At 47.4% G+C, this 15,063-nt stretch carries 12 protein-coding genes and 1 tRNA gene; 5 read left to right on the top strand and 8 right to left on the bottom strand.

Annotated elements, in window-relative coordinates:
• Positions 1 to 5: 5 nt before the first annotated feature.
• Positions 6 to 1,685, top strand: a complete 1,680-nt coding sequence (gene ettA, locus J3P40_RS17290; RefSeq protein WP_256007530.1) for an energy-dependent translational throttle protein EttA — start codon at positions 6 to 8, stop codon at positions 1,683 to 1,685.
• 28 nt (positions 1,686 to 1,713) lie between these two features.
• Here the strand turns inward: ettA and J3P40_RS17295 are convergent, their stop codons facing one another.
• Both J3P40_RS17295 and J3P40_RS17300 read right to left on the bottom strand, forming a co-directional pair.
• The gene (locus J3P40_RS17295; RefSeq protein WP_256007531.1) at positions 1,714 to 2,634 is read right to left on the bottom strand and encodes a sugar phosphate isomerase/epimerase family protein; all 921 of its coding nucleotides are present in this window, start codon (positions 2,632 to 2,634) and stop codon (positions 1,714 to 1,716) included.
• Positions 2,635 to 2,662: 28 nt separating this feature from the next.
• Positions 2,663 to 3,151: a hypothetical protein gene (locus J3P40_RS17300; protein WP_256007532.1), complete on the bottom strand. Its 489-nt coding sequence runs from the start codon at positions 3,149 to 3,151 to the stop codon at positions 2,663 to 2,665.
• A 110-nt stretch (positions 3,152 to 3,261) separates the two neighbouring features.
• On the opposite strand from J3P40_RS17300, the gene J3P40_RS17305 reads away from it, so the two are divergent.
• On the top strand, positions 3,262 to 3,954 hold the full coding sequence (locus J3P40_RS17305; RefSeq protein WP_256007533.1) for an SRPBCC family protein: 693 nt from the start codon (positions 3,262 to 3,264) through the stop codon (positions 3,952 to 3,954).
• Here J3P40_RS17305 and J3P40_RS17310 read toward each other — a convergent pair.
• Positions 3,951 to 4,397: a DUF5362 family protein gene (locus J3P40_RS17310; protein WP_256007534.1), complete on the bottom strand. Its 447-nt coding sequence runs from the start codon at positions 4,395 to 4,397 to the stop codon at positions 3,951 to 3,953. The two genes, J3P40_RS17305 and J3P40_RS17310, sit on opposite strands and share 4 nt — an antisense overlap.
• Before the next feature lie 94 nt (positions 4,398 to 4,491).
• Here J3P40_RS17310 and ychF point away from each other — a divergent pair, with 94 nt between their 5' ends.
• Complete coding sequence (ychF, locus tag J3P40_RS17315; protein ID WP_256007535.1) at positions 4,492 to 5,586, top strand: redox-regulated ATPase YchF; 1,095 nt, start codon at positions 4,492 to 4,494, stop codon at positions 5,584 to 5,586.
• Positions 5,587 to 5,608: 22 nt separating this feature from the next.
• Here ychF and mgtE read toward each other — a convergent pair whose 3' ends face one another.
• Complete coding sequence (mgtE, locus tag J3P40_RS17320) at positions 5,609 to 6,979, bottom strand: magnesium transporter (RefSeq protein WP_256007536.1); 1,371 nt, start codon at positions 6,977 to 6,979, stop codon at positions 5,609 to 5,611.
• A gap of 136 nt (positions 6,980 to 7,115) precedes the next feature.
• Here mgtE and J3P40_RS17325 point away from each other — a divergent pair.
• A tRNA-Arg gene (locus J3P40_RS17325) sits at positions 7,116 to 7,187 on the top strand.
• A gap of 20 nt (positions 7,188 to 7,207) precedes the next feature.
• Here the strand turns inward: J3P40_RS17325 and J3P40_RS17330 are convergent.
• Positions 7,208 to 9,160 (bottom strand): sensor histidine kinase, encoded by a 1,953-nt coding sequence (locus J3P40_RS17330; protein WP_256007537.1) that lies wholly within the window; start codon positions 9,158 to 9,160, stop codon positions 7,208 to 7,210.
• Between the two features lie 136 nt (positions 9,161 to 9,296).
• Between J3P40_RS17330 and J3P40_RS17335 the strand changes: the two genes are divergently transcribed.
• On the top strand, positions 9,297 to 10,301 hold the full coding sequence (locus J3P40_RS17335; protein ID WP_256007538.1) for a basic secretory protein-like protein: 1,005 nt from the start codon (positions 9,297 to 9,299) through the stop codon (positions 10,299 to 10,301).
• Here the strand turns inward: J3P40_RS17335 and J3P40_RS17340 are convergent.
• The 3 genes from J3P40_RS17340 to J3P40_RS17350 are packed head-to-tail and all read right to left on the bottom strand — an operon-like array spanning position 10,286 to position 15,061.
• On the bottom strand, positions 10,286 to 11,638 hold the full coding sequence (locus tag J3P40_RS17340) for an FGGY-family carbohydrate kinase (protein WP_256007539.1): 1,353 nt from the start codon (positions 11,636 to 11,638) through the stop codon (positions 10,286 to 10,288). The two genes, J3P40_RS17335 and J3P40_RS17340, sit on opposite strands and share 16 nt — an antisense overlap.
• 6 nt (positions 11,639 to 11,644) lie before the next feature.
• A complete protein-coding gene (locus J3P40_RS17345) occupies positions 11,645 to 12,925 on the bottom strand; it encodes a sugar isomerase (protein ID WP_256007540.1) in 1,281 nt (426 codons plus the stop codon).
• A gap of 15 nt (positions 12,926 to 12,940) precedes the next feature.
• The gene (locus tag J3P40_RS17350) at positions 12,941 to 15,061 is read right to left on the bottom strand and encodes a bifunctional aldolase/short-chain dehydrogenase (RefSeq protein WP_256007541.1); all 2,121 of its coding nucleotides are present in this window, start codon (positions 15,059 to 15,061) and stop codon (positions 12,941 to 12,943) included.
• Between the last annotated feature and the right edge of the window lie 2 nt (positions 15,062 to 15,063).

Genomic DNA, 15,063 nt, shown 5'->3' on the forward strand with positions numbered 1-15,063 from the left:
CAACTATGTCAGACGAAAAAATAATCTTCTCCATGGCTGGGGTAAATAAGATTTACCCTCCCCAGAAACAAGTTCTGAAGAACATATACCTGTCCTTTTTCTACGGCGCCAAGATAGGCGTGATCGGTCTCAATGGATCAGGAAAATCCTCTCTTTTGAAGATCATTGCAGGAATTGATAAGTCGTACCAGGGGGAAGTTGTTTTTTCTCCAGGATATAGCGTAGGTTACCTGGCACAGGAGCCCGAACTCGACAATGAAAAGACCGTCCGCGAAGTAGTTGAGGAAGGCGTTGCCGAAATCACCGCAATCCTAAAGGAATACGAAGAAATCAACGAGCAGTTCGGCCTTCCTGAAGTATACGAAGATGCTGATGCGATGGACAAGCTGATGGTGAGGCAGGGCGAACTCCAGGACAAGATCGATGCTGTAAACGCCTGGGAGCTAGACAACAAACTAGAACGTGCGATGGATGCGCTGCGCTGTCCGGACCCCGATACAAAAATAGCGGTACTCTCGGGAGGTGAACGCCGCCGTGTGGCCATGTGCCGTTTGTTACTTCAGGAACCAGATGTACTTTTACTTGACGAGCCTACCAACCACCTTGATGCTGAAAGTATCGACTGGCTTGAACAGTTCCTGAAAAATTACAAAGGAACCGTTATTGCCGTAACGCACGACAGGTATTTCCTTGACAATGTTGCGGGATGGATCCTTGAACTGGATCGCGGAGAAGGTATTCCATGGAAAGGTAACTATTCGTCGTGGCTAGACCAAAAAGCTAAGCGTTTGGCCCAGGAGGAAAAGACAGAATCAAAACGTCAGAAAACATTAGAGCGGGAATTGGAATGGGTACGCATGGCGCCGAAAGCCCGGCATGCGAAATCAAAAGCCAGGCTGTCTAACTATGACAAACTGGCATCAGAAGATTCTAAAGACCGTGAAGAAAAACTGGAATTGTTCATTCCCGCCGGTCCGCGTTTGGGAAATGTAGTCATCGAGGCAAACGAGGTCACAAAAGCATACGGCGATAAAATACTATTCGAAAACCTGAGCTTCTCGCTTCCGCCTGCTGGAATCGTTGGTATCATTGGGCCTAACGGCGCCGGAAAGACCACACTTTTCCGCCTGATAACCGGACAGGAGACACCTGATTCGGGAACTTTTAGGGTGGGCGACACGGTTTCTCTTGGCTATGTGGATCAGATGCACAATGACCTTAACCCGGACAAAACCGTCTACGAAAATATCACCGATGGGCTGGACAACATCCAACTTGGAAACAAGGCTGTAAACGGCAGGGCCTATGTATCGAAATTTAATTTTAATGGAGGCGACCAGCAGAAAAAAGTCGGCATTCTGTCCGGTGGCGAACGTAACCGCGTTCACCTGGCAATTACCTTAAAGAAAGGCGCCAATGTGTTGCTGCTTGACGAACCAACCAACGATATTGATGTGAATACCTTAAGAGCATTGGAGGAGGCGCTGGAGAATTTCGGAGGTTGCGCTGTAGTCATCAGTCACGACCGCTGGTTCCTTGATCGTATCTGTACGCATATTCTGGCCTTTGAAGGCAATTCACAGGTTTACTTTTTTGAGGGCAACTACTCAGACTACGAGGAGAACAGGAAGAAGAGACTAGGCGATGCTACACCGCACCGTATTAAATACAAAAAGCTGGGTTAACCCAGCTTTTTGTATTTAATACCGATTGTTATTTATACTTTTCCTGCATCCGTACCAGCAGATCTTTAGTCTTCTGTATCCCCTCAGCTTCTGAATATTTGGATCCTTCATACTCAATACCGATAATACCGGACCACTTAGCCTCCCGGATGATCTTGAACATCCTGTCGTAGTCGATATTTGCTTCGTTACCTGCTTCGTCAAAATCGTAGGTTTTAGCGCTTAGGCCTTTAGCATAGGGCAAAAGTTCTTTCACACCCTGATACTTATCATAGGTCTTTTCTGCACTGATCCGAAAATTACCAAAATCAGGAAGAGTTCCGCAATAGGCATTATTTACCTGCTTCATTACATCCGCCAGCCATTGCCCGTCAGACGAATATCCTCCATGATTCTCAACGATGATGTTGATCTTATTCTTTTTGCCATATTCGGAGAGCCTTCCCAGACCGTCGACCGCCGCTTTCTTCACGTCGTCGGCACTACCCCTTCCGGCCGCATTGACGCGGATGGTCTTACATCCTAATACTTTTGCTGCGTCTACCCACTTATAGTGATTCTCCACCGCCTTAATCCGGGCCTCCTGGTTTAGGTCGCCAAGATCTCCCTCGCCGTCTACCATAATCAAATGGTTTTTTACACCCTCGCCCTTGGTAATGCTGAGCAATTCCTTAAGATATGCAGAATCTCTTTCCTTTTTGTTGAAAAAAGGGCTCACATACTCCACGATGTCGATACCAAAATCCTTTTTGGCTCTTACCGGAAATTCGAGATTTGTCATTTTACCGCCGAACAATGCATTATGGAACGACCACTCTGCAAGGGATATCTGAAAAAAAGGTGCTTTAACAGAAGCAAAGAGGTCGACCGGCAGCATGGTAGATAAACCGGTGGCCGCGGCAAACAAGCCGGCACTTTTAATGAATGACCTTCTATCTGTTGATTTCATAATATTTAATAATTAGGTTACTAGTTCGTTATAAAGAATGCGCTTCAAAGCTTCCTTCCAGCTCGGCCTGGTAGTTCAGCAAATCACGTTTTCGTTCCTCGCATAATACCTCATCCGGTTCTGTGTCTTCGGCAGCACATTTATACGCCCGGTATTTTTCCTTCAACGTGTCAAGCTCAAACCGCCGGGCAGCAATAAAATGGAAGTAACGAAAGGCATCCAGATCCAGCTGAACCAACTTTCCTTCCAGTATTTTCAAGCTTTTTTCAGCGCAGCGCAGTGTATCCCCCGCTTCGGTAGCTGTTTCAGCTTCATTCCGCATACACAAAACTTGCTGTCCCAAAATCCGGGCCTCAGCTATTAAGTTTATCGCCTCATCCGTAAAAATCTCTTCCGGTCCGCAAGCCGGAATCTGTATTGGCTTGCTGTAGACATCCTCCAGATCTTTAATAAACGGCTCTCTCAAATCGAAATAACCATTATAAAGTGCAGGGTATTCACTATTTACTTTGTTCATTTGGTCGGCGGCTAGTATACAAATAAACGCATTTCTGTTTGATTCCTAAAACTATATAATTAAGAATTTTGTTGTTCAGACATATATAAACACTATCAAAAGCAATCAGTATGAAAGCACACGAGAACCGTTTTAAACTACTGGCCGGCAACTTTTCCATAGAAAAACAGCACTATGCAAATATCGGTTTAGACGAAAGGCTTTTGTCTATGTTCCTCGGCGGCGTGCTGATGGGACGTGGGTTGAAAAAGCCACATAAGCTGCCGTTTCTGGCAGGTATCTACCTGGCCTATCGTGGTTCTACCGGAAAATGCGCTATCTATGAAAAGCTTGGCATTGACAGCAGACACCCAAAAGCTGTTAATATAAGGGGAGAATTTGACATAGATAAACCCGCAGCAGAAGTATACGCGTACTGGCGTAACCTCGAGAATCTGCCAGGAAGCCTGAAACACCTGCTGGACGTAAAGGTGATCGACAACAAACTTTCTCACTGGAAGTCTAATATATTAGGAAACATGTTCCCGATTGATTGGAATGCGCAGATCGTGAAAGAAGAGCCAGGGCGACTGATTGGCTGGCGATCTCTGCCTGGTTCATCTATACATCATGTAGGCCGGGTGACTTTTACCGAAACCGCAGATGGTCTGGGCACAAAGCTCCATATCATCCTTTCCTACCATCCGCCGATTGGCGGCATTGGTGCAGGCATCGCAAAACTGTTAAATCCAGTTTTTGAGAACCTCCTGGTTAAGGAAATAAAAAGCTTTAAGCACAATATTGAGGAAGCCGTGCCCTTTTAAGCTGCGCTCATAAAAGCCAGGGCTGAAATAAAGGCGATGAGATAAAAGGCCAGTACAACGATGGTGAGTATTCCCCAGAATTTAAAAAAGCTCTTCATGGTAGCCATCGCGACCTCCAGTTTTGGCTGATCACCAAACAGCACCGCCTGCTTCGCCGCATTAGCATACTTAAAAAGCATGAAACTCGGATAGAAATAGATCAGCGCAATGATCATGAACATCACCGTTAGCCCAGAAGCACCCATAGCTGCGTATGGGTTACTTTCTCCTGCCACACTATTCATGCTTGCCAGAAATGCGCCCGGACTAAAGGCCAGCAACACAATAAATACGGTGATCACGAACCCGATTATCGATAAAAATTTCGCCCATTTTGCAGTCTCATACAGATAGCTTCGAATATCTTCTGATATCATTAAAGGCTGCTCTTCCAGATTTTCCATAGTTATTACTCGTCTCTTTTAGGTTGCCTAAACTTAAAGATTATTTTTAAAAAAATGATACCTTTGCCGCTCAAATCAAAGAATAAAACACTCGATGGCATTACAATGTGGTATAGTGGGTTTACCAAATGTTGGAAAATCAACTTTATTTAACTGTTTATCAAACGCAAAGGCTCAGGCAGCGAATTTCCCGTTCTGTACTATAGAACCAAATGTGGGCGTGATATCGGTACCGGATGATCGATTAACAAAGCTGGCCGAACTGGTAAAGCCAAACCGTATTGTACCAAACACCATCGAGATCGTAGATATTGCCGGATTGGTAAAGGGTGCTTCCAAAGGGGAAGGGCTTGGAAACCAGTTCCTGGGGAATATCCGGGCAACGAATGCGATTATCCACGTACTTCGTTGTTTCGATGACGGCAACGTAATCCATGTTGACGGATCAGTTGACCCTATCCGCGACAAAGAAATCATTGACACAGAACTGCAGCTTAAGGACCTTGACACTGTTACAAAGCGCATCCAGAAAGTTGAAAAACTAGCCAAAAACGACAAGGACGCGAAGAAAACGTTTGATGTGCTTAGCGTTGTAAAAACCCATATTGAGAGCGGTAAATCTGTGCGCTCAGCTCCGCTCACCGCAGAGGATTTTGATCATATACAGGATTTAGGCTTGCTGACGCAGAAACCGGTGATGTATGTATGTAATGTTGATGAGGCTTCAGTAGTGAGCGGCAACAATTATGTAGAGCGGGTAAAGGAAGCGGTTAAAGACGAGCACGCGGAAGTATTGGTGATTTCAGCCAAAATAGAGTCTGAAATAGCAGAGCTTGAAAGTTACGAGGAACGTCAGGAATTTCTGGCCGACCTTGGATTAGACGAGTCTGGCGTGAATAAACTGATTCGGGCGGCATACAGACTTCTTGACTTATACACTTATTTTACAGCCGGGGTACAGGAGGTTCGGGCCTGGACAATCACTAAAGGTTTCACCGCACCTCAGGCTGCCGGTGTTATCCATACTGACTTCGAGAAAGGGTTTATTCGCGCTGAGGTCATCAAGTATCAGGATTTTGTAACGCTGGGATCTGAGAACGCCTGCAAAGAGGCTGGTAAGCTAGGTGTGGAAGGTAAATCTTACGTGGTAGAGGACGGCGATATCATGCATTTCCGCTTCAACGTATAAAGCGCCGGCAACTTTTTCCGGCTTAAAGCAGAACGCCTTTCAGGAAATACAGCGCCATCGTGAAATAAATGAGCAAGCCGGTAACGTCTACAAGGGTTGCTACGAATGGCGTTGACGATACCGCGGGGTCAGCGCCGAGCCTTTTCAATAGAAGCGGCAGCATCGATCCCATGAGCGTTCCCCAGAGCACAACCCCAACCAGCGAACAGCCCACGACCATGGAGATCAGCACCGGCTCTGTAAGTGCGCCGCCAAGTAACTGCCAGCTAAGGATCACACAGAAACTCAATAAGCAGAGCGTAGTGCCTAAAAATATTCCCGAAAATATTTCCCGCCGCATAACGCGCCACCAATCTTTAATGGTTACCTCGCCGAGCGCCATAGCCTGGATGATCAATGTGGCAGCCTGAGATCCGCTGTTTCCTCCGCTCGACATGATCAGCGGAATAAACGTAGCCAAAATGACTACCTTCTCGATTTGACTTTCAAAATTTGACATCGCAAAAATTGTCAGCAACTCGCCAAAGAAAAGCAATATAAGCCAGACTATACGCTTTTTGTAAAGCTGGAAAACAGGAACGTCGAGATACGGCTCGTCCAGCGCCTGTGTTCCCCCGATCTTATGAATATCCTCGGTGTATTCCTCGTTGGCAATCCACAGGATGTCATCGACGGTTACGATGCCCAGGAGAACCTGGCTATCGTCGACCACTGGCAACGCTACCCGGTTATTCATCCGGAAAACGTTGATCGCCTCTTCCTGCGGGTCGTTTACATGCAGAGAGATCAGGCGTTGATCGGTAAGCGTCCCGATTTCGGCTTCCGGATCTGCCAGGAGAATCTCCCGTATCCTGATGTCGTCTAATAAAACGCCATCCTTATCTATAACATAGATTACATCAATCGTTTCAGAATTCTTCCCGTACCTGCGAATATGCGATAGGACCCGGTTTACCGTCCAATGTTTCTTTACAGCAACGTAATCCGGGGTCATCAAACGGCCAACGCTGTCCTCCTTATACCCTAAAAGGGATAAGGCCTCCACCCGGTCCTTTGCGGGAAGCAGGATAATCAGCTTTTTTACCGCATCACCGGTTAATTCACTAAATAGCGCGGTACGGTCATCCGGCGGCAGCAGGTTAATAAGTTCGGCCAGCTTGGTACCGGGCAGTTTACCTATGATGCGTTCCTGGGTAGGGAAATCAAGAATTCTAAATACATTTACCGCGCGTTTGGCAGACAGGGTCTCAATAAAACGTACGGCATGCTGGGGTAATTCGTCAATTAAGTGCTCTACATCAGATATGTTCAGATCGTCCAAATAAATCTTCAACTGTCCATCGTCCTCAATTTCTATCAGTTTTTCGATTTCTTCAACGATTCTTTTCTCCATATGCCGACGTGTTTACATGATATATTACCTTCCCGCAAAAATGCCTCTTTTTCTCGTAAATTCAGTCATTCGCTGACATATATTTAAGTCAATCTCATATTTATCTGAGATCATTTTTATATATTTGCGGACTTTTGTTTCCGTAGTTCAATGGATAGAATGTCAGATTCCGGTTCTGATGATGGGGGTTCGAATCCCTTCGGGAACACTTAAGGGGAGTTAGCAATGCTAACTCCCTTCTTTTTTAACCGGTAATTCAAACGAGAAAAATATCTTTCCGTTGCCCCCGGTTACGCTCAGGTCGCTGCCGTTATTCTGTAAATAGGTTTTGCATAGATTTAAGCCCAACCCTACACCAGCAGAATAGTCGGTACTTTTCATTACCCCGTTTTCCGCTGTAGCCGCCCTAATCGCACGTTGCAGAGCCCCGGTATCTTCCAGCGAATTTGACACAACAACCTTGCCTACGCCCCTATCTTCGCTTAAACCGATCGAGATTAGTCCGTTTTTAGGCGTAAATTTAATCGCATTATCTATGAGGTTCCTTAACACAAGCACAACCTCATTCCTGTCGGCGTAAACGGACAACGCTCCGGCAGTTTGCATTTCAAGCTCAATGTCCTTCCGGTGTATCAGTGGCATGTACGCTGGTATAAGTTCATCCAGCACTGCTTTAACGTCGAACGTGACGGGCACTGATTGAGAACCTTCCATCCGCCCCTTAGCCCAATGCAGGAGCGTATTCACGGTGCTATTAATCCTGTGGATGTTCGCTGTGTTTTCCTTGAGCAAAGCCCGGAGTTCTTCATTATTCAACGCCTGCATATCATTTAGCTCAAGTATACTCATCAAGCTGTTCAACGGGCTTCTCAGGTCGTGAGCCACAATAGAGAAAAACTGATTCAGCTCCTGTGTCCGCTCCTTCACGCGTTCTTCAAGTTTGAGGTTATGCGTTTGTACCAGACTTAAGTTCTCATCACGCGCACGCTGTTCCGCAGCAATGATGGTGTTGTACCTGTCACCAAGCGCAAATGACAACAGTAAAAGCTCTCCTGTAGATGCGAGAGGCACCAGTTGCATCGTGTATTCGTTCACTTCGATAATACCAGCCAGGCTGAGGGTCACGATAGCTACGCTGACCCAGATGAGCGACCAGGCGGCGACGTAGTATTTTGCAGCCTTTAATCCACGCCTGTAAGCAATAATTCCGGAGATCCAGAGGGTCAGGGCGACAGATATAGTAAGCACCTGCGCGATAGATGTCGAAATACTCTTAAATCCGGCAGCGCTCAAAAAGAATAGGACTATCCCGCAAATCCCGAAAAAGTAATAGTACTTAAGCATGGACGGAACCGTTACTTCCAGGTTGAGCAGGCGACGGCAAAACAATAGCGAGGTGACGACAGAAAGACTAAGGAATACATGCGGATGCATGCTCATGAATATCCGCAAATCTGACCCCAACAGATAACTATAGCCTCTTATGTATATGAGCATGTAAAGCGACAAACTGAGCACGTAGAGGGTATAATAAAGATATGCTTTGTCTTTCAGACTGAAATACAAAAAGAGGTTGAACAATAAAAGGGCAATCAACACCCCGATATACGCATATTCAATCCTGTCTTTATAAGGCACCCTTTCTATCATGGCCTCTGCGGTAGAAAGCTTAAGCGGAACGAGCATAATGTTATTGGTGGCAAGCCGCATGTATACCGTTGCCACCGTATCTGGACTTAAGGCCGGTAAATCGAAAACATAATCGTTATCTACCTTCACTCCTTTAGCCTCCTTGAATAAACTTCCCGCACGTACGTGCCATATACTACCGTTCGGACGGGGCGCATACAAATCGATCTGCTCGATATTTGGGGCCTCGAGAACCAGGTAAATCTTTTTGAATCCCTGGTGCCTTACCTGAAATTTAATCCATACGGCACTGCTGGTATTCCCGAAGTTCAGGATATCTTTATCGCCGCGTTTGAAGTGTGGAGCCATAGCCGGAGAACTGATTTGCGCCAGATTTAACGTCGCAGTACTATCGGAGTAATAACTAACCAGCTTGCCAATATTACTTAGGTCGAGCGGAACAACGGTACCGGCAACCGCTTTGGAAACAGCAAAACATAACCATAAAAATAAACAGAGAACACCTGGCCTTACGATTCTAAACGTTAACATACAGCTTGCACTTCGGGTATTAAGGGCCTAAATTAGCAAATAATAAGGGATTGCCTTGTATCTTCAATTTTACAAATCCACAGATTTTATATATCGATGCGCAACCGGTATCTTTATACCAAATAATTGAAGAGGTATGATCAGAAACTTTATAATTTCGGCCATTTTTCTGGGTGCAGCTTTATCAGCCGGGGCACAAAACACAAGCCGGGAAACAAACAACGCTAACCGTCAGAGAAGGGGGATGCGTGGCTACCAGGTGACCATTTTAAACAACACAAAGGGTCAGCTTGATACAGCCAGATTAAGAGCTGCATTTAACGCGGTATATCCAGACTTTGCCCGGGCCGATGGCTATCGGACGGTCCGAGAAGCAACCATGGAGGTGTCGGACAAGTTCAATGGCACCATAAGCGCAAAAGCAGGCGAGATTGTTATCAACAGCAAATGGCTGAAAAAGAACGATAAAAACCTCGAGAAAGCCCTGATGCATCAGTTTTCGAAAAACTGGTTTTCGGCAGATACCATCAAAAAGGACGGCTACCAACTGGTATTTATCAGCAAGGCACCAGAATTTGATCCGGTTGTTAAGCAAAATCTGATAGACACTTATTTTAAAGTATACCCCACGCTGGTCAACACGTTTAACCCCAAATCGACCCGCGAGGTTCTCTTCGTTGTTGACACCGCTTATAAAGCAGTAGCAGAAGCAAGCGGCAACCGTATCTTGTTCAGTTATAATTACATGAAGCGCAATCCTACAGATATTGACGTGGTTACACATGAAACGATGCATATTGTGCAAGGCTACGGATACGGCTCGGGACCAGGCTGGCTTACGGAAGGGATTGCCGACTACGTGCGCTACAAATACGGTGTGGACAACATCGGATCTAAGTGGGCGCTACCTGAATTTAATGAGAAGCAAAGCTATACCAATGCTTACCGGGTAACTGCCCGTTTCTTTGAGTGGCTTGAGCAGAAAGTTAAACCCGGACTTATCGCTACACTTGATGACCAGTTGAGGAAACACACGTACAAGGAAAGCTCATGGAAAGAGCTGACCGGTAAAACGGTGGATGAGCTTTGGCAAGACTATGCGAAGGCACCGGAACTAAAACTCACTTACAGCGGCAAGTAATTTGCCGCTGCATAATATTTCAGCTGAACAAGATCATTTGGCACGGGCAGACTGTTCCATGCCTGATGGATAGCCAAAGCCGCGCCTACAGCCGTTCCTTGCGGCATATGCGCGGCATATACCTCCGTTTTAGGAAATGCTCTTGCCAAAAGGTTCATAAAAATGGCGTTCTTACTAAATCCGCCGTCCACAACAATTCGTCGGACATCAGTATCCTGCAAAACAAGATTTGTCGCATTTCGTTGTTTGTCTACCAGGTTGAGCATAAGGATATGATAAGCCCGCACATCATCGGGCTGCGCTATCGGGTCTCGCCTGTCCGGAGGCAATTGATCCAGTTCCTCTATTAAAAAAGGATCATACCTCATGCTCCGATATTTAATCGCATCTGCACCAAAATGCTCCGCAATACGTTTAACCTCTTGCTCGTGCTCATAGCCCAGAAACAACCTCGATGCCTTTACGGGTGTGCCTTGATATTGTAAATAACATAAGCAATCACTTTTTAATTCATCGGCTTGGAGTGGCCGTGAGTTAAAAGGATTGAGACTAATACACCAGGTTCCGGTGGAAAGAAGAAGAAAAGGCTCATGAAAACTAACCAGGTAGGGCACCAAGGCGGCCGAACTGTCGTGCAGGCCAGTCCCAACAACGTAACCACTACCAGGAAAGGCCACAGGCAATACCTCGCTAGCACTGAGAATAGGTGCCAGTTTCTCCTCCAATCCCTCGATACTCAGCCATTCGTGATAGTCATGACGCTCAAAGTCCCACAAATTGGTATGGCAACCCAGACTCGTAAGATCTGAACAGGGTTGTCCGCTGATCAAATAACTCATGTACTGAGGTAAATGCAAGGCGTAGCGAACGCGAGCGAAGACATCAGGCTGCTCATATTTGAGCCGGTACAACTGCATTCCGGAATTCAGACTTCCAAGTACCGGCGAGGCAGTCCGCATAGAAAAATCCTCTTCCCCGCCAAATTGCTGATAAAAGCGTGCTTTGAGTGCTTCCGGGTAAGGCTTCAGGTAATTGTAAAGCGGTGCTACAGGGTTGCCATGCGCGTCGATATAAACCAGGCTTGCGCCATAGGCCGCAAAATTAATGGCTTTCAACTCAAACTTTCCATTGCGAAAAACCTCTCTCAGTGAGTCAAAAACAGAGAGGCGCAAGCTTTCGAGGTTCTCACACGGATCGCCATCCTCGTCTACGGTTTCCGTAAAACGGGCGGTACGCTCTAAAACAACCTGGTAATGCTCGTCGAACAGAAAAAGCTTCTTGTTCGTCTTGCCCACATCGAACACGGCAATTACAGGAATCCTATTTTGTGCCCCCATAAGCTGCTACAACCCGGTTGCTACAGTGTTTTCACCCCTGGTTTTAATAAGCTCAGTACGTAACCCAAGGCTCCTGAAAGCTTCAAGAGGAGCTAAGGCGGCACCATTCCTAAGCCGAGCCTCTGCCACCAGTGGCCGAAGGTCGCTCCGGAAAGCATGTTGCAATATTTCCTGGGCAAGCGCTGCATCATTTGCTTCCTGCGCCTTCTTCAAAGCCTCACGATCAATGACCAATGCCTGTGCATAGGCCAGCATAATTGCCTCTACCGATTGCAAAAGATCTTCAAGAGGGTCTTTTACATTATGTGAAGCATCGATCATCCATCCGAGATCTTTGGCATGATCCATACCGCGACTGTCCATTCCTTCAACAAGTTCGTTAAATATGAGAAACAGCTGGTACGGCTTAATGCTTCCGGCGGTCAGATCGTCGTCGCCATATTTTGAATCATTGAAATGGAAGCCTCCAAGTTTACCCTCCATGAGCAGGAGCGAAACGATCTGTTCAATATTCGCGTTCGGCAAATGGTGACCAAGGTCTACGAGTGTATAGGCCTGCGGGCCCAATTTAGAGGCGTAAAGTAAAGACTGGCCCCAGTCGCCCACCGTCGTAGAATAAAAGTTAGGCTCAAACGCTTTATATTCCACAAAAAGTTTCCAGTCGGCCGGCAAAGCTGCATAGATCTCCTGCAGTGATTCAAGTGTATTTTGAAAAGCCCTGCGGAAGTTAAGCTGACCCGGAAAAGAAGATCCGTCGGCCAGCCAAACCGTTAATGCCTTCGAGCCTAAGGCCTCGCCTTGCCGGATCACCTCGATATTATGTGCAATGGCTTGCCTCCGCACTTGCGGATCTACATGCTGCAGCGATCCGAACTTGTAACTAAGCGGCTGGCCTGACTGATCCTGAAAAGTATTGGAATTCATGGCATCAAAGCGAAGGCCATGCGATGCCGCCAGTTGTCTGACGGATTCCGCTTCGCTGGCCTTGACCTGATCCCAGGGTATGTGCAACGAGATCGCGCCGCTCGAGCCGTTCAGGCGATGCAGCAAACCAACATCAGAGATTTTCTCTTCCAGGTTTCTCGGCTCTCCGCCAGAGGAAAACCTTCCGAACCGTGTGCCCCCCGTGCCTAACGCCCAGCTGGGAATAGCGATCTGGAATTCCATCAGGCGGCCAATAATTTCGGTAGCCCCCGGAATTTCGCTCAAGCAGTGGTCTAGCCGGCGGTAATGCGCATCCAGCAGCGGGGCATTTACCGCATCGATATGATGATTTTCAAGTTTCATAAACAACGATTTTAATTAACGGACGAAAGCAGCAGCTACCCCGCCGTCTACGTTCAACATATTTCCGGTCGACTTACCAAGCAAACCACCGACGAAAGCAAAACAAGCGTTCGCAATATCGTCCGGAAGGATAACCTCATTCAGCAAGGTACGTTTTGCATAGTAAGCTGGCAACTCATCGACTGAAATTCCATAGGCCTTGGCTCTCCCTTCGGCCCAGCCTCCAGCCCAAATATTGCTATCGCTTATCACGGCATCGGGGTTCACCACATTAACACGGACACCCTCAGCACCCAATTCCGCAGCGTTTAGTCTGCTTAGATGCAATTGTGCCGCCTTCGCACTGCCATATCCGGCGTTGTTAGGTCCGCTTACCAAAGCATTTTTGCTTACAATATTTAAGATGTCGCCTCCCAAGGCCTGCTTTTGCATCACTGCTACCGCAGCCTGGGTAACCAAAAACTGACCTTTCACAAGCACATCATACAAAAGATCCCAATCGCCTTCAGTATGGTCGCCAATCGTCTTGGAAATGGAAAGACCTGCGTTATTTACCACAATATCTACCCCGCCAAACGCACATGCAGCAATATTGAATGCCTCCGAAATCTGCGCGCTGTCTGTAACATCAAGTACCGCAGTAGCAAAGGCATCTTTGCCATACCATTGCTCAAATTCAGTTGCTGCTACCGACAAACGTTCCTGGTTCATGTCGTTCAGCAATACGACAGCTCCTTCTTCTGCAAACTTGCGGGCAATCGCCTTACCTATACCCCCCGCACTGCCGGTCACCAAAGCAATCTTTCCTGTCAGCGGCTTAGGCTTTGGCATCCTTTGTAATTTAGCCTCTTCCAGCAACCAGTACTCTATATTGAATGCCTCCTGTCTCGGTAAAGAAGTGTATTCAGAGATGGCCTCTGCGCCTTTCATAACATTGATAGCGTTGATATAAAACTCGGCAGCAACGCGGGCCGTCTGTTTGTCCTTAGAAAAAGAGAACATGCCGACGCCGGGGTATAAAATGATAACGGGGTTAGGATCGCGGATCGGGGGACTATCATCGTGTTTGCACGACTCATAGTATGCCGCATACATTGCTCTGTAGGCCTCAAATTCCGGTTGCAGCTTCTCCCTCAATACCTGCACATTGCTCAAATCCTCTGAGGGTTGCAGCTTCAGGACAAGCGGACTGATCTTGGTGCGCAGAAAGTGGTCGGGGCAACTGGTACCCATGGGCGCAAGACGACCGAGATCACTTGAGTTAATAAACTCCAGCACCCGAGGGTCGTCCGTAAAATGGCCTACCATATGTCTATCGCTCGAACAGAAACCCCGAAGCACTGGTGCAATCCCTGCCGCTTGCTTTCTGCGAGCATCTGCTTTCAGACTCTCCAGCCGCTGCCCGCCGAAAGCCTGTCCGGCGCCCTTATAATGCTGCTCCAGGTAATCGGCACATTTCTCGATCACCTCAAGTGTATTCAAATAACTTTCGTAGGCTGTTTCGCCCCAGGTGAACAAGCCGTGCGACCCTAACATGATGCCGCGTATTCCCGGATTTTCTTCCAGACAGCGACGAAGCATGAGGCCCAGCTCAAAACCAGGCTTTTGCCATGGCACCCAGCCAATTGTACCGCCAAAGAGCTCCTGCGTAATGCGCTCACCATCTTTCGAGGCCGCGATGGCGATGGCTGCATCCGGGTGCAAATGGTCAATATGTTTAAAAGGCAGAAAGCCATGCAGAGGCGTATCTATAGAAGGTGCCTTCGACTCCAGATCGTAAATACAGTGATTGAACAGCGCCACCATTTCATCCTCGTGCGCCAGTCCGCGATACCTGCGTTCCAGGTTCCTCAGGCGGTCTACATACAAAGCGGCCAGTCCACTACGCTTCAGCGTACCCAGGTCGCCGCCCGATCCCTTCACCCACATCACCTCCTTCATCTCCCCTGTCAGCGGATCCTCAGCCATGGCCTTACAGGACGTGTTGCCACCGCCATAGTTGGTCAACCGCAGATCGGCTCCGAGCAGGTTAGACCGGTAAATCAGGAGGGCAACCTCATCGCCAGCCAACTCGGCAGCCTTCTCATCATCCCACAAATAGCTCACATGCTTAAAATCAGTATTTCTGATAGTCATAA

Source organism: Pedobacter deserti, assembly GCF_024436415.1.
Taxonomy (GTDB): Bacteria; Bacteroidota; Bacteroidia; order Sphingobacteriales; family Sphingobacteriaceae; genus Pedobacter; species Pedobacter faecalis.